Origin of the sequence: Kribbella capetownensis (genome assembly GCF_004331485.1) — a bacterium.
Classification (GTDB): domain Bacteria; phylum Actinomycetota; class Actinomycetes; order Propionibacteriales; family Kribbellaceae; genus Kribbella; species Kribbella capetownensis.
Window position 1 is genome coordinate 238,190 of the sequence record NZ_SJKD01000008.1, and the last position, 20,402, is coordinate 258,591.

At 68.6% G+C, this 20,402-nt stretch carries 18 protein-coding genes; 4 read left to right on the plus strand and 14 right to left on the minus strand.

The window, feature by feature from the left end; translation table 11 throughout:
• Entirely contained in the window at positions 1 to 1,527 is a 1,527-nt protein-coding gene (locus E0H75_RS31860) for an alpha-N-arabinofuranosidase (RefSeq protein WP_131517411.1), read from the plus strand.
• Here the strand turns inward: E0H75_RS31860 and E0H75_RS31865 are convergent.
• Together E0H75_RS31865 and E0H75_RS31870 are read right to left on the minus strand one after the other, a co-directional pair.
• Positions 1,511 to 2,332, minus strand: coding sequence for a MerR family transcriptional regulator (locus tag E0H75_RS31865; RefSeq protein ID WP_131517412.1), 822 nt, complete (start codon positions 2,330 to 2,332; stop codon positions 1,511 to 1,513). The genes E0H75_RS31860 and E0H75_RS31865 overlap by 17 nt on opposite strands.
• A gap of 33 nt (positions 2,333 to 2,365) precedes the next feature.
• The gene (locus E0H75_RS31870; RefSeq protein WP_131517413.1) at positions 2,366 to 3,268 is read right to left on the minus strand and encodes an AraC family transcriptional regulator; all 903 of its coding nucleotides are present in this window, start codon (positions 3,266 to 3,268) and stop codon (positions 2,366 to 2,368) included.
• Positions 3,269 to 3,338: 70 nt separating this feature from the next.
• On the opposite strand from E0H75_RS31870, the gene E0H75_RS31875 reads away from it, so the two are divergent.
• On the plus strand, positions 3,339 to 4,724 hold the full coding sequence (locus E0H75_RS31875; RefSeq protein WP_131517414.1) for an FAD-dependent oxidoreductase: 1,386 nt from the start codon (positions 3,339 to 3,341) through the stop codon (positions 4,722 to 4,724).
• Positions 4,725 to 4,742: 18 nt separating this feature from the next.
• Here E0H75_RS31875 and E0H75_RS31880 read toward each other — a convergent pair whose 3' ends face one another.
• From E0H75_RS31880 to E0H75_RS31915, 8 genes are all read right to left on the minus strand, one after another.
• A complete protein-coding gene (locus E0H75_RS31880) occupies positions 4,743 to 5,009 on the minus strand; it encodes a hypothetical protein (protein ID WP_131517415.1) in 267 nt (88 codons plus the stop codon).
• Between the two features lie 199 nt (positions 5,010 to 5,208).
• Entirely contained in the window at positions 5,209 to 6,225 is a 1,017-nt protein-coding gene (locus E0H75_RS31885; RefSeq protein WP_238163373.1) for a zinc-dependent alcohol dehydrogenase family protein, read from the minus strand.
• Between the two features lie 23 nt (positions 6,226 to 6,248).
• Positions 6,249 to 7,292 carry a DUF6177 family protein gene (locus tag E0H75_RS31890; RefSeq protein WP_131517416.1) on the minus strand — a complete coding sequence of 348 codons (1,044 nt, stop codon included), beginning with the start codon at positions 7,290 to 7,292 and terminating at the stop codon, positions 6,249 to 6,251.
• Positions 7,289 to 7,540 carry a hypothetical protein gene (locus E0H75_RS31895; protein WP_131517417.1) on the minus strand — a complete coding sequence of 84 codons (252 nt, stop codon included), beginning with the start codon at positions 7,538 to 7,540 and terminating at the stop codon, positions 7,289 to 7,291. The genes E0H75_RS31890 and E0H75_RS31895 overlap by 4 nt, the downstream gene beginning before the upstream one ends.
• Before the next feature lie 28 nt (positions 7,541 to 7,568).
• A complete protein-coding gene (locus E0H75_RS44725) occupies positions 7,569 to 12,473 on the minus strand; it encodes an ADP-ribosyltransferase (protein ID WP_131517418.1) in 4,905 nt (1,634 codons plus the stop codon).
• Positions 12,474 to 12,480: 7 nt separating this feature from the next.
• A complete protein-coding gene (locus E0H75_RS31905; RefSeq protein WP_131517419.1) occupies positions 12,481 to 12,858 on the minus strand; it encodes a DUF6507 family protein in 378 nt (125 codons plus the stop codon).
• 79 nt (positions 12,859 to 12,937) lie between these two features.
• A complete protein-coding gene (locus E0H75_RS31910; protein ID WP_238163374.1) occupies positions 12,938 to 13,786 on the minus strand; it encodes an ABC transporter permease in 849 nt (282 codons plus the stop codon).
• Positions 13,783 to 14,655, minus strand: coding sequence for an ABC transporter ATP-binding protein (locus E0H75_RS31915; RefSeq protein WP_131517420.1), 873 nt, complete (start codon positions 14,653 to 14,655; stop codon positions 13,783 to 13,785). The genes E0H75_RS31910 and E0H75_RS31915 overlap by 4 nt, the downstream gene beginning before the upstream one ends.
• Positions 14,656 to 14,842: 187 nt before the next feature.
• Here E0H75_RS31915 and E0H75_RS31920 point away from each other — a divergent pair, with 187 nt between their 5' ends.
• The gene (locus E0H75_RS31920) at positions 14,843 to 15,784 is read left to right on the plus strand and encodes a GbsR/MarR family transcriptional regulator (protein WP_131517421.1); all 942 of its coding nucleotides are present in this window, start codon (positions 14,843 to 14,845) and stop codon (positions 15,782 to 15,784) included.
• Here the strand turns inward: E0H75_RS31920 and E0H75_RS31925 are convergent.
• From E0H75_RS31925 to E0H75_RS31940, 4 genes are all read right to left on the minus strand, one after another.
• A complete protein-coding gene (locus E0H75_RS31925; protein WP_238163375.1) occupies positions 15,729 to 16,862 on the minus strand; it encodes an NAD(P)/FAD-dependent oxidoreductase in 1,134 nt (377 codons plus the stop codon). The genes E0H75_RS31920 and E0H75_RS31925 overlap by 56 nt on opposite strands.
• Positions 16,863 to 16,926: 64 nt before the next feature.
• Positions 16,927 to 17,703 (minus strand): hypothetical protein, encoded by a 777-nt coding sequence (locus E0H75_RS31930; RefSeq protein ID WP_238163376.1) that lies wholly within the window; start codon positions 17,701 to 17,703, stop codon positions 16,927 to 16,929.
• Between the two features lie 114 nt (positions 17,704 to 17,817).
• Positions 17,818 to 18,609, minus strand: a complete 792-nt coding sequence (locus E0H75_RS31935; protein ID WP_131517422.1) for a SigB/SigF/SigG family RNA polymerase sigma factor — start codon at positions 18,607 to 18,609, stop codon at positions 17,818 to 17,820.
• 153 nt (positions 18,610 to 18,762) lie between these two features.
• Positions 18,763 to 19,590 (minus strand): SAM-dependent methyltransferase, encoded by an 828-nt coding sequence (locus tag E0H75_RS31940; RefSeq protein WP_131517423.1) that lies wholly within the window; start codon positions 19,588 to 19,590, stop codon positions 18,763 to 18,765.
• Between the two features lie 490 nt (positions 19,591 to 20,080).
• On the opposite strand from E0H75_RS31940, the gene E0H75_RS31945 reads away from it, so the two are divergent.
• Positions 20,081 to 20,314, plus strand: coding sequence for a DUF397 domain-containing protein (locus E0H75_RS31945; RefSeq protein ID WP_131517424.1), 234 nt, complete (start codon positions 20,081 to 20,083; stop codon positions 20,312 to 20,314).
• Positions 20,315 to 20,402: the final 88 nt, after the last annotated feature.

Genomic DNA, 20,402 nt, shown 5'->3' on the forward strand with positions numbered 1-20,402 from the left:
ATGTCGACTGCATCAGCAGCGCGCGTCGTGATCGATCTCGACGTACCCGGTCCGGCCATCAGCCGGCATCTCTACGGGCACTTCGCCGAGCATCTCGGCCGCTGTATCTACGGCGGTTTCTACGTCGGCGAGGACTCGGACCTGCCGAACGAGGGCGGCATCCGCCTGGATGTGGTCGAGGCGTTGCGGGCGCTGGACATCCCCAACCTGCGCTGGCCGGGCGGCTGCTTCGCGGACGAGTACCACTGGAAGGACGGGATCGGGCCGAAGGCGGACCGGCCGTCGATGATCAACACCCATTGGGGAAATGTTGAAGAGAGCAACCACTTCGGCACGCACGAGTTCATGGCCCTGTGCGAGTTGCTCGGCGCCGATGCGTACGTGAACGGCAACGTCGGCAGCGGGACCGTCCAGGAGATGAGCGAGTGGGTCGAGTACCTGACTCGCGACGGCGACAGCCCGATGGTCCGGCAGCGCAAGGCCAACGGCCGCGACGAGCCGTGGAAGGTTCCGTTCTGGGGCCTCGGCAACGAGGCCTGGGGCTGTGGCGGCAACCAGCGCGCCGAGGCGTACGCCGATCTCGCCCGCCGCTACGCCACGTTCTGCCGGGATCACGGCGACAACAAGCTCTACCGGATCGCCGCGGGGGCCTCCAACGACGACCTGGCCTGGACCGAGGCGTTGATGAAGGCGGTGAGCTGCCTCGGCTGTGGTCGCACGCCGCGCAACATCTTCCAGGCCGTCTCGATCCACTACTACACGGTGGCCGGGACCTGGGACAGCAAGGGCAGTGCGACCGACTTCGACGTCGAGGACTACTACCGCACGATCATCAAGGCGCAGGACATCGAGCGGATCATCCGCGGCCACAAGGCGGTGATGGACGCCTACGACCCGGACCGGGCGATCGGCCTGGTGCTCGACGAGTGGGGCACCTGGTGGGACGTCGAGCCGGGCACCAACCCAGGATTCCTGTACCAGCAGAACGCGATGCGCGACGCGCTGGTCGCGAGCCTGCATTTCGACGTGTTCCACCGGCATGCCGATCGGTTGACGATGGCAAACATCGCGCAGACCGTGAACGTGCTGCAGGCGATGCTGCTCACCGACGAGGACGGTGGTTTGATCCGCACCCCGACGTACCACGTGTTCGAGATGAACAAGGGTCACCAGGACGCGGTGTCGGTCCCGGTCCACGTGGTCGAGCGGCCGGCGCCGTACGAGCTGGACGGGAAGACGATGGAGTTGCTGTCGGTGTCGGCCAGCGTCAAGGACGGGCAGGCGCTGATCTCGGTCAGCAACCTGGATCCCGTTGCGCCGCTGGACGTCGTACTGGATCTGCGCGGCGGTGAGCTCCGCAGCCCGGCCGGACGGTTGCTCACGGCATCGAAGCCGCAGGACCACAACACGCCGAGTGACCCGCAGGCGGTCACGCCGGTCGCCCTGACCGGCTTGGAGCCTGACCCCCGCGGCCTGCGGGTCACCCTTCCGCCACACTCGTTCGCGACGGTCAGCTCTGCTGTGTGACCGGGATCTGGAACTCGTGCACCCAGTTCGCCGGGTTCTCCGGGTCGAACTGGAGTGTGACCTCGCGGGCGTAGCCGTGGCTGCGGTAGCCGTTGTCCTCGATCCAGCGGGCCAGCGTCTGGGTACTGCGTTCGGCGTCCATCATGTCGCCCTGGTGCACGATGGTCGCGGCCTGCACGAGCTCGGGCAGTTCCACGATCTCGACGTCGGCGCCGGTGGCGCCGGCGTCGACGGGTACGGCGGCATGGACCAGGATCTGCTCGTTCTCGGCGTCCTCGTAGTACGCGACCGGCGAGCCGCACGGGTTGGTACCGGCCGCACAGAGGCGCTCGAACAGCTGACCGAACAGCGGCTGCAGGACGGGACCGATGTCCGCACCGTCGTAACTCGGCAACAGCGCGGACAGCTCGGCGACATGGGTGGCGGGGATGTGTTTCAGGACAACGTCGTCGGTAGGCATGTGACCTTCCTTCTCGATCAGGCGGAGCCTCGCCTCGACACTGACGAGTTGCGACGTACCGCGCGCGAGTTCGGCCTCCAGCTGCGCCTGGCGCAGCCGCAGCATGCCGCGAAGTTCCTCGGCGCTCAGCTTGGCGTCGACGATCTCCTGGACCTGCTGCAGGCTGAACCCGAGATCCTTCAGCGCGATGATCCGGTTCAGCCGGCTGAACTGGTCGGCCGAGTAGTAGCGATACCCGCTGACCGCGTCGACCACGGCCGGCCGGAGCAGCCCGATCGCGTCGTAGTGCCGAAGCATCCGGGGCGATACCTGCCCGAATGCCGCGAAGTCTCCGATGGTGAACATGTCCCCACCTTCCGGCTTGACACAGTGTGAAGGTCAACCCTGCCGTGCGATCTGAGTACGCCGGTACCGCCCCGGCGTGACTTCGGTGGCCTCCCGGAAGGCCCGGCTGAAGGCTGACTCCGAGTGGTAACCGACCCGGCCGGCGACGGCGGCGACCGTCAGCTCGGGGTCGGTCAGCAGGTCCGCGGCCACCATCATCCGCAGGCTGGTGACGAACGCCGCGACCGTCGTCCGCGTGTGCTTGCCGAAGTGCCGGACGAAAGTTGCCCTGGACATCGAGGCGGTCGCGGCCAGCCGGTCGAGTGTCCAGTCGGCGCCGGGATCGCCGAGGACGGCGTCGATGGTCGCGGCGATCCGCCGGTCGGCGACGGCGGTCCAGGGCGCGACGCCCGGCAGGTCACCACGACGCAGCATCATCGCGAGCAGCCCGGCACACAGTGCGTCGACGACGGCCGCCGTACCTGAGCCCTCGGCCAGCGCTTCGGCCCGTAGCAGTGCGGCGAGGGTCCGGACGGACTCGTCGGCGCCGAACGAGACGACCAACGGATCCGGCAGGCTCCGCAGCAGAAGTACGCCGGACCCCGACCCGACCGAGTAGTGACCGCAGAAGATGTCCGTCACCGCTTGCCCTGACGGACTGCGGATCGTGTCGAACGCGGTCCCCGGAGTCTCGACCGAGGAGCGGATCCGGCCCGGCCCGGCCGTTCGGATCAGATGCGGCGGGCTGCCGGCCAACAGCACGGCGTCACCACCGCGGAGCGGAACCTGCCGGTCCGGCAACTCCAGGACGCACTCGCCGTCCAGGACGAAGTGGAACGCGGCCTTGGCGTCGCCGTACGCGGGGACCTTCATCTCGGTCGTACCGGCGAGCAGGCAGCGCTTGTCGACGCTCGCCCGGAGCCGGGCGAGCCCGATCACGTAACTGATGGAATCCATGAGACATCTGCGCAGAAAAGTGAGCTGGAATCGGCTGTTCTGTCTCAAGGCTACCCCGGAGACTCAACCCATGACTGCTGCTGCGAAGAACACCCTGTGGGCCGACGTCGTCGTCATCGGGTTCGGCAAGGGCGGCAAGGTCGCCGCCGCCGCGCTCGGGCGGGCCGGCCGCCGGGTGATCCTGATCGAACGCTCGGACCAGATGTACGGCGGGACGTGCCCGAACGTCGGCTGTGTTCCGACCAAGGCGCTGGTGCACCACTCCGGCCGGCGCCGGCCGGAGGACTCCCCGCAGGAGTGGTTCGAGCAGGCGATCGGTGAGGTGCAGGCGCTCACGTCGACGTTCCGGGCCGGCAACTACGACGCGCTCAACGGCGCCGCGACGATCACCGTCCTGACCGGCACGGCCCACTTCGTGGACCTCCATACCGTTGCTGTCAGCAACGAGTCCGGCGAGGTCCGGGTGGTCGGCGAGACGATCCTGGTCAACACCGGCTCGGAGCCGGTCATCCCGGACATCCCCGGTCTGCGCGAGAGTCCGCGGACGGTGACGAACGTCGACCTGATCCACACCACCCACCTGCCCGGCCGGCTGGCCGTGATCGGCGGTGGATATCTGGGCATCGAGTTCGCGTCGATCTACCGGCGGTTCGGGACCGCGGTGACCGTGTTCGAGGCGTCGCCGCAGATCCTGGGCCGGGAGGACGACGACGTCGCGGCCGCCGCAGCGGAAGTCCTGGCCGGTGACGGCGTGGAGGTGGTGACCGGAGCCGAGGTGCTGGAGATCCGCGGCGAGGACACGGTCGTCTACCGCAAGGACGGCCGTGAGCACAGCCTCACGGTGGACGCGATTCTGGCCGCGACCGGCCGTACGCCGGCAACCGCCGAACTGCGGCTCGAGAACGCCGGCGTGAAGACGACGGACGGTGGTGCGATCGAGGTCGACGAGCACCTTCGGACCAGCCAGCCGCACATCTTCGCGCTGGGCGACGTCAACGGCGGACCGCAGTTCACCTACATCTCGCTCGACGACAGCCGGATCGTGCTCGACCAGCTCCTGGGTTCCGGGAAACGATCCACCGCCGATCGGATCGCCGTACCGCAGACGCTGTTCATGTCCCCGCCGCTGGCGACCGTCGGGCTGACCGAGAAGGCGGCGCATGCGGCCGGGCATGAGGTCAGGATCGGGATGCAGCGGGTGGCCGACATCGTGGCGATGCCGCGCGCGTACATCGTCGAGGAGACGCGCGGGGTGATGAAGTTCGTCATCGACGCAGCGTCCGACGAGATCCTCGGCGCGGCGCTGCTCAGCGTCGACGCGCAGGAGTTGATCAACACCGTCGCGCTGGCGATGCGGCACCGGATCACCGCGACCGAACTGCGCGAGTCGATCTACACCCACCCGTCCTCGACGGAGGCGTTCAACGACGTCCTCGGCACGATCGTCCGCGGCTGACTGGCTCCGCGACAGGGGTCAGGAGGAGATGACGCGGGCGCGGCGGTCGCGGACCGCGGCGACCGCGAAACCCGCCAGCAGGACGGCGACGCCGCCGGAGCCGAAGCCGATGACCAGGTCGCTGCGGGACTTGAGCCGCGCGTCGCACTGCATCGGCGTGACCCCGTTGCCCGGCTGGAAGACCGAACCACAGTTGAAGTCGTCGACGTGGATCGGACGGACGGCGAACACGACCCCGGCGATCAGCAGGACCACACCTACCGCGCCGAGTACCTTGCTCAGCACTGCCCGTCTCGCGGTGTGCAGGGAACAGCCGTGCGGTCCGACCACGCCTGCCTGGTCAGATCCCGCATACGGCGCTCACACTCCCTGGACGATCGTAGATTTGATCAAATCTAACGCAGCTAGCCCTCCACCCTGAAGTCCGGACCCCGCCCCCGGATCAATCTTCACTTAGTTCTAACGCTCAACAGGCCGGTCCGGTTCAGTCGGGCCGGACGGCGACCAGCGACCCCACGGCACGGCCGTGCGCGACGTCGGACAGAGCTCGGTCGACCGCGTCGAACGGGACCTCGGTGGTGTGCGCACGGACCGGCAGCCGCGAGACCAGACGGAACAGCTCCTCACCGTCGCGACGCGTGTTGGACGTGACGCTGCGCAGATCGCGCTCGTGGAAGAGGTGCCGCTCGTAGTTCAGCACCGGTACGTCGCTCAGATGGATCCCGGCGACCGCGACGGTGCCTCCCGGTTTGAGCGCTTCGAGTGCGTGCGGCACCACGTCACCGGCCGGGGCGAAGACGATGGCCGAGTCCAGCGGGACCGGCGGCCGGTCCGTGGTGTCGCCGGCGAACGCGGCGCCCAGCTCGCGGGCGAGTTCCTTGTTCTGTGCACCCCGGGTCATCACGAACAGCTCGGCACCCTGCGCGATCGCCAGCTGCGCGGTGAGGTGGGCGCTGGATCCGAACCCGTAGATCCCGAGGCGGCCACCGGGCGGCAGGTTCGCCCGCAGCAGCGAGCGGTAGCCGATGATCCCGGCGCAGAGGAACGGCGCCAGCTCCACCGCCGGGCGATCCGCCGGCAGCGCGTAGGCATAGTCCTGCGGTACGACGGCGTACTCGGCGAAGCCGCCATCCGCGTCCCAGCCGGTGTACGCCGACCGCGGGCAGAGGTTCTCCGAGCCCGACCGGCAGAACTCGCACGATCCGCACGTACGCCGCAGCCACGCGATCCCGGCACGGTCACCGATGGCGAACCGATCGGCTCCGGTACCGCGATCGACCACAGCGCCGACGACCTGGTGGCCCGGAACGACTCCCGGTCTGCGCGGCTCGAGGTCGCCTTCACACAGATGCAGGTCGGTCCGGCAGATACCGCACACCTCGACCCGGATCAGGACCTCACCCGGTCCGGGTGCGGGGACGGTACGACGTACTCGCTGCAACGGACCCTCATCGATCGGCCCAGGCCGGTCGACTGCCCACACGTCCATCAGATCGGCCATACTCCGACGATCTCAGACGCGGTTCAGTTGGGCATGGTGAACTCGACCTTCTGGGTGGACGGCTTGCCGGAGTGGTGCGCGGTCGCGATCGTGATCCGGCGCATGGTCGTGGAGAAGGTCTCCCAGTCGGGCGCGCAGTACCCGGTGCCGATCGGGAACCACAGCGCCGTGTCGTGACCGATCGACGTCGCCACCCCGGCCTCGACGGCCTTCGCCGCCTCCGGTCCCATCGCGGCCCGGCCGTCCTGACCGATCACCAGCGCGACCGGGTCGGCGACACCGGTGAATCGTGGCAGCAGGCAAGCATCCGCGGAGCCGCCGATCCCCAGCATGAACATCGAGACCACCTCGAACCGCTCCGCCAGTTCGCGAACGGCCGGGAAGAGGGCCTCGGGCAACGGCGTCTCCATGCCTTGGTAGCCGATGGCAATGGTTGCCGTCTCCTCCAATCCGGCCGGACGAACGTCGATGTCGATCACGCCGCTGGCCGCGCCTTCACCCGCCACCGTCAGCAGCGAGCTGCGCGGCGCCCAGCGGCGGCAGAACTGGGTGAGCTCCCGGATGTCCCAGGGCTGACTGACCGGTTCCTCGGTCCCCCAACCTGCCGGTGGTCCGCCGGCCAACTCACGGAACAGGAACTCCGTGGCGCCACCAACGACCGCCGACTCGACCGCGGCGTGCCGGACTCGCGCGACAATCTGCAGGTTCGCATGAATCTCGTCCGGTGGCGCCAGCCAGTGCTGGCTCGGCCGGGGCCGGCCCGCCTTCCCGGTCGGTACGAACAGTTCGCCGTCCCAAGTCAGCGGTACGCCGGTCAGACCGTCGTACGGACTGTCCGCTTGGACCACCCAGCGCGAGCCGCCGACGAGGAGTTGGGTCCGGACCGCGTGGGTCACTCTGGAGGTGGGAGGGGTGACGAACTGCAGTTCGCGGTTGGCCTTCTCCGCTGCCAGGGCAGCGTCGAGGAGCCAGGTCGACAGTCCGACGACCGCTCTGTCCTGCATGAGCACGACGGCCTTCTCGGTGACCAGGTCGGCGCCGGCGATGTAGTCGAGGAATCCGCTCATCGCCGGCTCTCCTCTCGGGCCGCGAGAACGGCACTCGCCAACGAGAGCTCGCTCGGGGCGAACGAGAACACGATGCCGTTGGCAACCAGGAAGAGGCGGTTCACGTTGCCGGGTGGCGTGAAGACGGTCCACTCCTCGGCGTGTGACGTGTGCCAGCCCTGCAGGGCCTCCGGTGTCCAGGTGTCGGGTGATACCGAATGCTGCGCCAGCCAGGCCGCCAGTACCGTCCTCGCTTCTGTCACTGACATCAGAAGTCTCCTGTTCTGCCGGTCCCGGTCACCACTCGGACTCCGGATCCGCGGACGAGCCGCCTTCCCAGTCGCCGTTCGGCTCGCGGATGGTGAACTCCAGCCGGTTCAGTTCGGTCCCGTACACGTGCGGCCACGGTTCGTCGATCGCGTCCGGCGCCGGTTGCGGGTCGATCGCGCGGATGTCGCCGTTGTGATCGACGTACGCCGCGAACCAGTGACCGCCGCCGTCGGCCCACCCGATGCAGATCGCCGCGACCGTGCCGGGCGGGCGGCCGCGGAGTCCGTCCTCGACCGACTTGTACGCCCTGTGGGTGAAATCGGTCAGGTCCGCGGCCGAGTTCGGGTGCCCAGGCAACGGCTGGAAGTCCATCCGGTGTCCCGGACCGCGGACGCCCATCCACTCGTAGCTGTCGTCGTAGTCGCCGGGGATCGGCGTACCCGGTGTGCCTTGATGGGGCGCGGGCGCCCTGCGGAAGTCACCGTCGGCCAGTCGCACCGCTCGGCCCTGGAGCAGGTCGACGGTGGCCCGCATCACGGCCGAGCAGTTGAACATGAACTCGACCCACTGCTTCTGGTAGTTCGGGTTGAGCAGGTTCTTCCACCGCGGCACGGTGTGCAACGGGACCGGGCCGGCCGCGTTCGCCAGGTTCTGCTGGTGGACCTGACCAGGGTCGTGCGGGTTGTAGCGGGCGCGGTCGCGATCGCCTCGGTGCACCCCGGGTTCGCCGTACGCCGGTGGTGGCTGGAGGTCGAGTTCCTGCTCCCACTGGTGTTCCTTCGGCCCGAACTTGTCGAAGATCGGATCGCCCGGCTGCACCCGAGCCCGCGGCGGACGCCCGCGCTCCTGCGGCACGTCGTACGAGATCCGCTGCGGGTCGACCATGTCCTTCCACTGCGGACTGTACGTCCCGATGTTGCTCGGATCCGGCTCCTGACTACTACGACCCAAAGGCTCCGTCGGCACCGGATCGCTGCCGTCAACCTCCCCCGGCTGATTCCGGTAAAGCCCCGCCTCCCGCCGCCGCCAAGCATCCACCCCACCCTGATCCTCCCGCCCCGACCACCCCTGCCCAGCCTGCTGCCCGCGCCCGGGCTGCCCCGACTGCCCGAAGCTTGGCTGCTTCCCGTGGCCAGGCTGCTGGCCGTGCCTCGGGTGCCCGGGTGCCTGTCCGGGCGCATCGGAACCCTCGGAACCCCTACCTCTTCCAGGCTGGTCGGGCGCATCCATACGACGCCCCCACGGATTCGAACTACTAGCCCGCGACCCCCGCAGACTCGCCTCCGGGTCACCAGCATCCCCACGCCCCGGCACCCGCCCACGCGGACCACGGTCCGGACCCGTCCCATCACGCCGCTCCCCCAGCCGCTCGCCCGGGACACCGTCCGCGCCCGGAGCATCGCCGCGCTCGCCCCGGACTCGGTCCGGATCTGATCCACCGCCGTGCTCGCCCGGAGCGCCGTCGTACTGCCGCATCTGCTCACGCGGGATGCGCTGCGTCGCGTCCGGATCTGGCGCATCGCCGCGCTCCCGCAGTTGCTCGCCCGGGAGGCGATCCGGATCCCGGACGACCTCACCAACGTCCTGCGGCGTGCGGCGTACGTCCGGGGTGTCGACGTGGCGAACGTCGGGGACGATCTCGGCGAAGAGGTGGATCTTGCCGTTGTGTGGGAACACTCGAGTGAACGTGATGGTCAGGCCGCGGCCGAGGACCAGTTCGCGTTCGCCTTCGCCGTGGGCCGAGTGGTGGCCGGTGTACAGCGCCGGCGTGCCCTTCGGGACCTTCAGGTGAATGATCCCGGGCCGGCTGGACGGGACCGCCTCACCCAACGAAGTCGACAGGAACGACGGGTCGCGGAACGTTTTGTTCACCAGCTGATCGATCGGCCCGTCGAAGTGGTCGATGTCGGTGACGCGGCGAACCACAACGTCCTCGGGGACCCGGCGCCCATCCAATACCTCGTCGAACTCGTCGATCAACGGATCGAGCCCAGGACGGTGTTCAATGCCGCGCAGGTGATCGCCGACCTGCTTGTACGAACCCTGCACGCTGTCGCCACCGCGGGTGAATCGCTCAACCACGTCCGCCTTCCGCGGGTCGAGGTCGCGGGTGTACTCACCCCAATGCCGCCGCCCCCACGCCGTAGCCTCGGCCTCGGACGCAAAGGTCCGCGCACCCCGCGAGATCTCAGCAGTCGCCTGCGCCAACCGCCCACCCGAATCCAGCCGATCCCACTCAGGATCCACCGGCCGCCCATCCTCCGGATGCCGCACCGGCCCGGCGTGGTCGTCCGGCACGTGCGCCGCCACATCCGGCCCATCCTCCCCCCGCAACCGCCGCGAGATGAGGTCGTCGCCTTCACCGTCGGCATCCCCATGCTTGCCTTCAGCAACCTTCTCGGGATGGTCCGGACCGCTCGTCCGAACGGGGTCATGACCACTACCCGCATGCGTACGCGGGTGATCCAGCTCGTCGCCTTCCACGCGATGACCTCCGACCCGATCCCCACCAACCCGGTCACCACTCACACGCTCAGGATCAAGCTCATCCGCAATAGACCGCTCACCCAGCCGACCAGCCCCCTCACCCACAGTCGGCCGGTCGCCCGGGGCTGACGTCCCACGGTCACCCGGAATCGGGTTCGGCCGGTCACCCGCGGTCGGGCGGCTGCCTGGGGTTGGCGTTCCGCGGTCGCCCGGAGTCCGGGTTGGGCGGTCGCCTGGGGTTGGGCGGGTGGCGGTGGGGTCGGGGCTGCGGACCGGGTCGCCTGGGGTGTGGGGTGGGATGAGCGGCTGGATCGGGGCGATGACTGGGTCCGCGTCGCGGTGGGTTGGGGACGCGGTTGGTTCGTTGGGGTGGGTCGGAGCGGGCTCCTTGGGCTCCGGGCCGGTCCGGGTGGGGTGCGGCTCCGGGCCGGTGCGCGTCGGGTGGGGTTCCGGGCCTGTGTGCGTTGGCTCCGGGCCTTCCGGGTGTTTGTTGGGGCCGGGGAGTTCGGAGTGGTCCGGCTTGTCGGGGCGGGTTGGCTGGTGCTGGGTGGGGTCGTCGTCGTCCCGCTTGGTACGGCGGTCTGTTGGCTCGGGCCGACCCGGTTCGCCGGTGCTGCCGTCACCCGGGCGCGTCGTGTGACCTGGCTGGCCAGTGGTCCCAGGGGTGTGCGTGCTGCCCAGCGTCCCCGGCAAGCCCGTACTGCCAGGAGTCCCGGTGCTGCCAGGAGTTCCGGGTGTTCCCGTGCTGCCAGGACTGCCAGGTGTTCCGGTGCTGCCGGGCGTACCGGGAGTCCCCGACGTGCCGGCACTGCCCGGGGTGCCAGGCGTGCTCGACGTACCAACTGTGCCGGGTGTGCCTGGGGTGGCGAGGTTGCCTGGGGTGTTGGGGATGATGGGGGTGTTGGGGATGACTGGCGGGATGGTGGTTGCCGGGTCGGCGGGGCGGGGGTGGCCGGGGTCCACCGTGTTGTCTGGACCTGGGGTGTTGCCGGGCGTTGTGTTGCCCGGCGTTGTGCTGCCGGGTGTTGTGCTGCCTGGTGTGGGGCCGGGGGTGTTGGCCGTCTGAGCTGGGGCGTCGATGGTGTTGCCGGGGGTGGTGGCTGGGTTGCCGGGGAGGTCGATTGGGTCGTTGGGGGTGTGTACGTCGGGTGCGTGGACCCGGGCCGCTGGGCCGTGGCTGGCGGGGACGGGGGTGCGGGGGAGGTCTATGCCGGACGGGACGTCGACCTTTGGGCTGCGGGTGAGGGGTACGCCGCGTTCCAGGCGGACTGATTCGCCGAGGAGGGGGATGTGGGAGTAGCCCTTCAGGACGGCGCCGACGCCGGGGACTTTCAGGCCGCCCTCGATCGCTGTGCTGCGGAGTTTGTTGCGCAGGTCGAGGAAGTTGTCGGCGGCGTGTGCGGCGACGCGGACCGGTGGGACCTTGTCGGCCAGCTTGCCCAGCTTGCCGAGTTTCGAGGCGACGCCGGCGAGCTTGCCGGGGCCGACCGGGATCAGGCCGACGGCGCCCATGATGGACGCGGCCTGGTTGCCGTTCGACCAGTCGTCGCCGATGGTGTCGATCGTGTCGTCCCAGCGCTGGTCGAGCTCTTCGCTCATGCCGTCGGGCAGCAGTCCGCCGACGCCGGGGACCTTGTTGGCCAGCATCATGATGTCGTCGGCGACGCCCTCCCAGGCGTCGAACATCTGGTGCATGTCGGACGGCGCGTGCCCGAACAGCTTCTCGAAGTTGTCCTTCCCCCAGTCCCAGCCGGACTCGCGGAGCGCCCACTGAAGTCCGAGGAGTGTGGTGAGGCCGTCGACGACACCGAGCGCGACGTCGGCGACGTCCGCGATCCACGGTGCGTCGTACACCTCCGGCGTACCCCACGGCGGCGGCTCCGGGTCCGTTTCGTTCCGGAGCACGCGGCCCTTGCCGGGGGTCTTGCGGTCCAGCGTGTCCGGCCACCAGCCGAGGCCGCCGATCAGTGCCTCGATCTCGTTCGCGGCGAGGACCTGGATGTCCATCATCTGCTGCAGCAGCTTGGCGGTGCCCTCGTGGTAGGAGTTCTCCTCCTGGACCCAGTTCTCCCAGCCCTGCCAGTCGTCGCCGTTCGCCTCGGCCTGCCTGCACTTCACGATGAAACCGCGAGCCCGCTCGAGCAGGTCCTGCAACCGGTCGTACGGCTCCTTCATGTCGTAGCCGAACTGCTCGATGATCCCGCCCATCGCCTCGACATCACTGCCGAAGTCGTAGGCCAGGATGTACGCCGGCCGCAGCGACGTGATCAGCGTCTCCGCCTCGGGGGCCTGGTAGCAGGTGGACAGCCCTTCGAACGAGCTGTTCACGTCGTACCCGGTGGACCTGATCCGGCCGCCGACCTTCTTCAGCTCGGCGCCGGTGAAGGCCAGTACGTCGGGACTGGTGCCGGGGAAGAAGTCCGGCACTCCGTCGGGATTGAACATGGCCGCCTCACTCGATGTTGTGGCGCTGGCGGGAGGCCTTCTGCGCGTTCGCCCGGGACTCGGCGGCGCGGCGCTTGCCGGGTGCGTCGGTCGCGTTCCGCTGCGCGTTCAGGGCCATCTCTTCCTGGCCGTTCACGTACGCGATGGTGGCGTCCTTGGCCCCGGTGAGGGACGCGTTGGTCTGGTCGACGATGTCCTGCCAGGCGTCCTGGTAGAACGCCAGTACGTCGGCCACCGCCTGACCGACGAGCGTCGCCTGAGCCTGCCGGACCGACCGTTCGGCGTAGTCGGCGTACCCCTTCGCCACCGCCTCGTACCCGGATGCCTTCTCGCCGGTGGTCTGCAGCACGTTCGCGACCGCGTCGACGTTGATGTCCCAGTCCATGCGTGACCCCTCGTGGTCCCAGCCTGCTGTCACGTCGACGCTAGGAGCAGGCCGGGGCCACCGACCTTTCAAAACGCTTTCAAGCCACCCGGCGCAGCGCCCGTTCCCGCCGCTCGGCGACCTTGGAGCCGGACTCCCGCCGAGCCATCCGCCGCAGTACGACGGGCGCCACCAGCAACCCGGCGACGGCCCACACCCCGAGTACGCCGACCGTCTCCAGGTGACGCCAGGAGTCGCCGATCTCGACCACGACCGTGCTGTCCGGGAGCAACGCCGACCGCATGCCGAGTCCCATCCAGTAGATCGGGAAGACCTGCCCGATCCACTCCAGCCAGTCGGGCAAGGCAGTGATCGGATAGAAGACGCCCGAGATCGCGATCAGACCGAGTACCGGCAGCTGGAGCAGCCCCTGCGACCGCGCGGTCGTGAACACCGACCCGAGGACCGCACCGATGGGCAGCGTCGCGACCATCCCGAGCGCCAGCACCCAGAGCAGCGTGAACCAGCCGCCGAAGGACCCGAGCGCAAGATTGTCGACAATCAACAACGCTGGAATGAGCAGAATCGCCAGGTCGGCAAGCAGCCCGCCGGCCACCGAGACGACCTTGCCGACGAGGTAGCCGAGCATCCCGTTCGGTGTCGCCTTCGCGCGCAGCAGCGTGCCGTCCTCACGATCCGCGGTGAGTTGCTGGCTCATGCTGACCATCCCCATCGCCGCATTCATTCCGAGAATGCCCGGCAGCGCGAACGTACCGAGCAACAATCCGGTCGAGCCGAAATCCCGATGCCGCAGAAAGAACAGCGCGACCAGCATCAGCACCGGCCAGAGGAAATGACTGAACAACTCAGGCCGGTTGGTGAACGACTGCCGCAACTCGATCCGTCCACGCCGCCATCCAGCGCGGACCGCCGCCATCCGAGGACTCACAACGCCACCTCCTGTCCGCGGACCAGCGCGAGATACGTGTCCTCGAGCGACGCCCGTCGTACTTCGAGATCGCGGACGGAGGCGCCGTACTGCGTGAAGAGGTCGCGGGCCAACCCGGTCGAGTCGGGCGTGGTCGTGTGGAAGTGTTGGCCGTCGACGCTCCAGCGCACCTCGTCCTCGCCCGCGATCAGCGCGGTCAGTTCGCCGGTCGTCCCGGCCGCGACGATCCGGCCGGCATTGAGGATGAGGATCCGGTGCGCCAGTTTGCTTGCCTCATCGAGGTCGTGGGTGGTGAGCAGAATCGTCGTCTCATGCTCAGCCGCGAGCCGCCGGACCAGGTTGTGGAACTCGTACCGCGCCTCAGGATCGAAGCCTGCGGTCGGCTCATCCAGAAACAGCACCTCCGGCCGGCCGACGATCCCGATCGCGACGTCGAGCCGGCGCCGCTGACCACCGGACAAGGTCTTGATCTTCTGCTCCGCATGGGAGCTGAGGCCAACCGCGGCGAGCAGTTCATCCGTGTCCCACGGACGCTCGATCGTGTTCGTGGCGTACGCCGCGTAGTACGTGCCGAGGTGGTGCAACAGTTCACGGATCCGCCAGTTCCCGTGGTCGCGCCACGACTGCAGCACGATGCCGAGCCGGGACCGCCAACGCTCGTCGCCGGCGGCCGGGTCGACACCGAGCACCTCGACAGTCCCGGCCGAGCGCAGCCGGAACCCCTCCAGGATCTCGATCGTGGTGCTCTTGCCCGCGCCGTTCGGGCCAAGCAGGACGACGACCTCGCCATGCCCGGCCGAGAACGAGACGTCATGCAGTACTTCGGCGTCGCCATAGCGCATCCGCAGCCCGTCGACCGCCAGAACCATCGTCCACCTCCTTCGGGAATTCCTGAAAGCTACGCATCGCGCCAGCCCTCCGGCAATCGCAGAAACCACCAGCCACCTGAAATCATCAAGAAAATATGGCAATCTGTGCAATGGGGCTGCCGCAGAACGCAATCCTGATCAGAGCGGCGTTGCAATGAGCTGACGTCGAACGCACCACGGAGGATCGATGCCCGGAGGCAGACTGACCCACGACGACCGGCGCGAGATCGCGACCGGCCTCCAGGCAGGACTCGGGTATGCCGAGATCGCGCGGCAACTGGACCGACCGACGTCGACCATCAGTCGCGAGGTCGCGCGCAACGGCGGCGCCCGCGGCTACCGAGCCGACCACGCGCACTACTCCACCGCATCGCGCGCCCGCCGCAGCCCGGGAAAGGCAACCAACCACGCCGAACTCCAGCCAGACGGCGACCAGCAGGTGCGGGACTTCGTCGAGCGGTTCGCGACGATGATGGTCGAAGGCGGCCTGCCCAGGATGGCGTCGCGCGTCCTGGCCCGGCTCTACACGGCCGACTCCCGCAGCCTGACCGCCGCCGACCTCGTCCGCGAGTTGTGCGTCAGCCCTGCATCGATCTCCACCGCGGTCGGCTACCTCGAGCAGGTCGGCATGGTCCACCGCGAGCCTGACCCCGAGCGCCGCCTGCAGCACTACGTCATCGCCGACGACGTCTGGCTGCAGGCCTGGAAGGTGAGTGCCCGCACCAACCTGAACTGGGCCGAGACCGCCACCGAAGGCGCCGCGCTGCTCGGACCCGGCACCCCGGCCGGCGAACGCCTGACGCACATGGCCGACTTCTTCCACCGGCTCGGCGAGGACATGTCCGGCGGCCCGGCGTTCGAACTCATCGACGACGCACTGACCGCACTCGCCGTCCTCCTGCACGCGGCTCGCCCGTTGTCTGCCAACCAACTCGCCGCAGCACTCGACTGGCCGCCGGAACGTCTTGCCGAGGCGCTCGGCAACGCGGCCAAGTACGTCGAATACACCGACCCGGTCGTCCTCCACCAGCCCAGCACCGGCACCTATCAGGCGATCCCCACGCCCGGCCGTCTCACCGCGACCCAGCGCGCCGCGGTCGCACCAACGCCCGCAACAACGGACGCGTGATCAACCCGTCGGCCAGTCCCAGCTCAACGAGATCGTCGAAGATCCGCTGATCGGCCGCCGCCGCACGAATCCCCGCGTCGAGCACGCGTCCCGACCGAGTCAGCTGCGCCGTGAGTGCGGTGTGCCGAAGGTGACGCCCGAGGAGCCGACCGACCTCCCGGCGGTACGTCGTACCCGCATCAGAACTGCCCGCCCTCAGAGCCTCGGCGACCGCACGACCCGCGAGCAGCCCGGTCGCGACCGCGTAGTAGATGCCCTCGCCCGTCATCGGGTTGATCAGTCCGGCCGCGTCACCGACGAGCATCACCGGACCCGGCTGCGGTCGCCACGACCAGCCCGCCAACGGCAGATGATGACCCCACCACGACGTCCCCTCATTGGTTGCCCCCGGCAACAGCTTCTCCAGCTGGGCGGTCAGGTCCGCGCGGGTCGGTCGCGGTCGTGCGGACGTGAGCTGCTCGCCGTACCCGACGTTCGACCAGCCGTCGCCACGATCGAACGACCACGCGTACGACGGCTGCCGCCCCGGACCGTACGCGATCACCTGACTGGCCGCCCGCCCGGCCGGTGTCGGCGCGTACCCCCGGATCGCCAGCGCCACCGGCCCCGGCGCCACCCGGAGCTCCCGCCGTACGACGGAATGGGCGCCATCCGCACCGACGACGAAACGCCCGTGCAGCTCACCGTCGACGCCGATCGACCCACCGCTCCGCTGCAATCCCCGCACACGCCGGCGCAGGAGCTGCGCACCGGCCGCCTGTGCAGCCTCCGCCAGGCGCTGGTCGAACACGGTCCGCGGCACCACCCAGTTCGGTCGAGCCATGAACCGGTCGACCCCGACGTCTCCCTTGGTCAGAACAAACCGTCCGACCGGGGTCCAGTCGTCGAGAATCCCGGTCACGCCCACTTCGGCCAGCAGATCGAGTACGTGCGGCGCGATGCCGTCCCCGCACGCCTTGTCCCGCGGGAAGTCATGCCGGTCGAGCATCACCACCGACAGACTGGGATCAGCCGCGAGCGCCCCCAGCGCGGCTGACGCTCCAGCCGGTCCGGCTCCAACGATCACCAGATCCCACACAGGCACCTCCCGAGAAGCCTTCCCAGTGTGTCAGCCCGGGTGATGTCCCCAACCGGCGCGTCGGTCAGGTGCCCGGGCGCCGGCCCGGTTTGTTCGTACGGCGGGACACCACGCGCCGTGGACGCGGGGTGAGCCGGTCGGCGTGGCCGCTGGAGATCGGAGCCGACGAGACCGGACGGGCCTCGTCGAGATCGACCACACGCGGCGGTGGTGGGACGAAAACGGGGATGGTCTCCTCGTCGTCCGGTGCCGGCGGTGGAGGGGGTGGCGGTGCGTGCACGGGCTTGGCCCGAGCGGCCGACTCCTTGCTCACCCGGGGCGCCGCCACCGCGGCCGCGGCGATCGGGATCCGGACCGGGCGACGACGCCGCAGCTTCGTCCGCATCTCGATGCCCAGCGCATCGATCAGCTTGTGAGTGGCAACGATCGCCAAGGCCACCGCGAACACCGTGCAGCCGGCGAACAGTACCGCCTGCCCACCGGCTCCCCAGTTCGACGGATCGGTTCGCCGCATCGCCGCGAGCATCGCCACCACGATCGAGTTGGTGATGCCCAGGGCAACAGCGAGGCCGACGGTCCGCAGCAGCACCCGCCGTTCCAGCCCGACGTCGTCGGCCGCGGCCACCAGCCCGGCGATCAACCCGGCGAGCACCGGCACCGTATAGACCAGCGCGAGTGTCAGTCCGGGGCTCGCGACCAGATAGAAGACGTCGAAGACCAGGGCTGTCCCGGTGAGTGCGGCCGCGAAGCAGATCACCATCGGCGGGTACGCGCGCACGATGGCGACCGCGTCCGCGGGCACCGTTCGAATCATCCGGAACGCCAAGACCAACGACTCCATCCATCCCCTTGCTCTCCCCCATTGTGCAATCACTGCGCGCAATGGGTAACAACCAACGCCAGGCGAGTCGAAACCAGCCTGGTGGAATGGATGGCTTTTGCCGCTGGCAAAGAACTAGGCAGCAGCCTGGAGCGGGGTGAGCTTGCCGCGCAGGTCGTCGAGGATCTTGCGCAGGACCCGGGACACCTGCATCTGGCTGACGCCGATGTCGCGACCGATCTCGGACTGGGTCCAGCCCTCGATGAACCGCAAGTGCAGGATCCGCCGTTCGCGCTCGCCGAGATCCGACAGCACCGGCTGCAGCATCTCGACCGTTTCCAGCTGGTCGATGCTGCCGTCCTCTTCATCCGCGACGACGTCGGCCAGAGTCAGATCCGCGTCGGCTTCGGCCGGCCGATCCAGCGACAGCACATTGAAACAACCCTTTGCGGCCAGCGCCTGCTCGACCTCGTCGACCTCGACCGCGAGGTGTTCGGCGATCTCGGCCGGCGTCGGCTCCCGGTTGAGCTTCTGCTCGAGCAGCGGAAGCTTCGCGGCGATCGTGCCTTGCATCTCTTGCAGCCGGCGCGGGATCCGCACCGTCCAGGCGCAGTCGCGGAAGTACCGCTTCACCTCGCCCCGGATGGTCGGGACCGCGAACCCGATGAACGGTGTGTCCTCGTCGAGCCGGTAATGGTGGGCAGCTTTCACCAGCCCCAGATACGCGACCTGCTCCAGGTCGTCGGCCTCGGCGCCGCGGCCGCGAAACCGGCGCGCGATCCCCCGGGCCATTTCGAGGTTGAGTTCGACGACCTCTTCGAGCAGTCGCTGCCGCTCGAATTCGTCGGTGCTGGCATCCCGGCGTTCCATCAGATTCCGGGTGGCCGCCTCGCGGGCGGCCCGGTCAACAGTAGTGGAGCTCGTCATGGGTATGACCTCGCGACTGTCGTCACGGCGTGGCACTTCGCTGAACCACGGTCATGCCTGCGAGAACCCAGTACCCGCCGACCGCCTTCCGCATGCATCCATGCGAAAGGCGCGCATCCCGTGGGATGCGCGCCTTCGTCTCGCAGTGGCCGGTCAGGCCTTCTTGGCCAGGCCCGCCATCAGGATCCGCTGGTACGGCTCCAGGTCCTCCGTGGCCGGCACGTCTCCGTCGGGGTCCTCCGGGAACCACCGGGCCAGGAAGTCGAGACCCGGCGGGACGAGCGGCATGCCGAGGAAGTGCTGCTCGATCCGCTCCGGGGTCCGGATCCACCCGTTGCCGAGGCTCTCCAGGCCGGCCCGCTCCATCCCCTTCTGCAGCGGCTCACCGGTGTCGACGAAGTCGGTGATGAACAAGTAGCTGCCGGGGGCCAGCCTGTCCATGATGGTGCGCACCCACTCGTCGGGCTTCTCGTCGTCGTGGAAGTGCATGTGGATGCCGACGATCATCAGCGCCATCGGACGGCTGAAGTCCAGGTGCGTCTTGATCTCCTCGTTGTTGAGGATGCCCTGCGGCTCACGCAGGTCGGCGGTGACCACGATCGTGCTGTTGTTGGTCGCCAGCAACGCGCGGCCGTGCGCCAGCACGATCGGGTCGTTGTCGACGTACGCGACCCGCGCGTTCGGATTGATCTCCTGGGCCGCCTCGTGGGTGTTCTTCTGCGTCGGCAGACCGCTGCCGATGTCGAGGAACTGGTCGATCCCCGCTTCGCGGACGAGGTAGTGAACGCCCTTGACCAGGGCCTCGCGGTTCTCGATCGCACAACGACCGGCGTCCGGAACGTACTTCAGGTACAGAGCCGCGCCTTCGCGGTCGGCAGCGAAGTTGTCCTTGCCACCGAGCAGAGCGTCGTAGACGCGAGCGATGGTCGGTTGGGAAGTGTCGAAGCCCGGATTCGAATCCGGACCGTCGGGAGTCGCCATCGGCGCAGCCTTCGTGTCGGGGGAATTGTGCTTGCCATCGTAGGACAGGTGCGGACCTGCCGGTACGCCGGACCGGCGCTGCGCGCATCGTGATCCCGAAATCGCCCCGACTCCTTGATTCGTCAATAAGAGAAGGCCTTTCGGATCATCCCTACGTCCGGACAAACTCACCACCGAAGCGCCGCGTTCACCTCAGGGCCGAGCCGGATCGAAGCGCCCGCGACAGCCGGCGCTCACCACTACTACCGCGCCTCCTACTGAGCCACTGCCACTTACTAGTACTGCGCCGCGACGACTCACTTCTGCTTCGAAGGAGCCGTGTCGCTGAACTTGGTCACCGATCGCGACCAAACCGGGGTCCCAACGGGTGTTTGAGGGCGACACGGTGACAGGACGTAAGGGGGCGGACACACGAGCCCGGAGCGTGTACGATGCAAATGCAAGGCCAAATGCACGTGCATATGCCAAGGACGTACGGAAGGTGCAGCTGATGACTGCTGTCTACAACGGCATGCCCGGCGACGCGAACAGCGAGCTGATCTGGCGGAAGAGTCAGCGGAGTGGCCCGAACGGCAACTGCGTAGAGGTGGCGAAGCTCCAGGGTGGTGCGGTGGCGATGCGGAACTCGCGTCACACCGACGGCCCGGCGCTCGTGTTCACGAAGGCCGAGATCGAGGCATTCCTCGGCGGCGTTCACGACGGTGAGTTCGACGACCTCGTCTAACCGTCACACGGAAGCAGAGGCCCCTTCGCCAGGCGAGTGACGAAGGGGCCTCTTCCTGTCTGCGGAGAGTCCGCGGACGACGCTGTAC

Excerpts from the sequence above, each read along its gene's own strand:
- E0H75_RS31860 (WP_131517411.1), top strand. The coding sequence starts at position 1 with ATGTCGACTGCATCAGCAGCGCGCGTCGTGATCGATCTCGACGTACCC.
- E0H75_RS31865 (WP_131517412.1), bottom strand. The coding sequence starts at position 2,332 with ATGTTCACCATCGGAGACTTCGCGGCATTCGGGCAGGTATCGCCCCGG.
- E0H75_RS31870 (WP_131517413.1), bottom strand. The coding sequence starts at position 3,268 with ATGGATTCCATCAGTTACGTGATCGGGCTCGCCCGGCTCCGGGCGAGC.
- E0H75_RS31875 (WP_131517414.1), top strand. The coding sequence starts at position 3,339 with ATGACTGCTGCTGCGAAGAACACCCTGTGGGCCGACGTCGTCGTCATC.
- E0H75_RS31885 (WP_238163373.1), bottom strand. The coding sequence starts at position 6,225 with ATGGCCGATCTGATGGACGTGTGGGCAGTCGACCGGCCTGGGCCGATC.
- E0H75_RS31890 (WP_131517416.1), bottom strand. The coding sequence starts at position 7,292 with ATGAGCGGATTCCTCGACTACATCGCCGGCGCCGACCTGGTCACCGAG.
- E0H75_RS31895 (WP_131517417.1), bottom strand. The coding sequence starts at position 7,540 with ATGTCAGTGACAGAAGCGAGGACGGTACTGGCGGCCTGGCTGGCGCAG.
- E0H75_RS44725 (WP_131517418.1), bottom strand. The coding sequence starts at position 12,473 with ATGTTCAATCCCGACGGAGTGCCGGACTTCTTCCCCGGCACCAGTCCC.
- E0H75_RS31905 (WP_131517419.1), bottom strand. The coding sequence starts at position 12,858 with ATGGACTGGGACATCAACGTCGACGCGGTCGCGAACGTGCTGCAGACC.
- E0H75_RS31915 (WP_131517420.1), bottom strand. The coding sequence starts at position 14,655 with ATGGTTCTGGCGGTCGACGGGCTGCGGATGCGCTATGGCGACGCCGAA.
- E0H75_RS31920 (WP_131517421.1), top strand. The coding sequence starts at position 14,843 with ATGCCCGGAGGCAGACTGACCCACGACGACCGGCGCGAGATCGCGACC.
- E0H75_RS31930 (WP_238163376.1), bottom strand. The coding sequence starts at position 17,703 with ATGGAGTCGTTGGTCTTGGCGTTCCGGATGATTCGAACGGTGCCCGCG.
- E0H75_RS31935 (WP_131517422.1), bottom strand. The coding sequence starts at position 18,609 with ATGACGAGCTCCACTACTGTTGACCGGGCCGCCCGCGAGGCGGCCACC.
- E0H75_RS31940 (WP_131517423.1), bottom strand. The coding sequence starts at position 19,590 with ATGGCGACTCCCGACGGTCCGGATTCGAATCCGGGCTTCGACACTTCC.
- E0H75_RS31945 (WP_131517424.1), top strand. The coding sequence starts at position 20,081 with ATGACTGCTGTCTACAACGGCATGCCCGGCGACGCGAACAGCGAGCTG.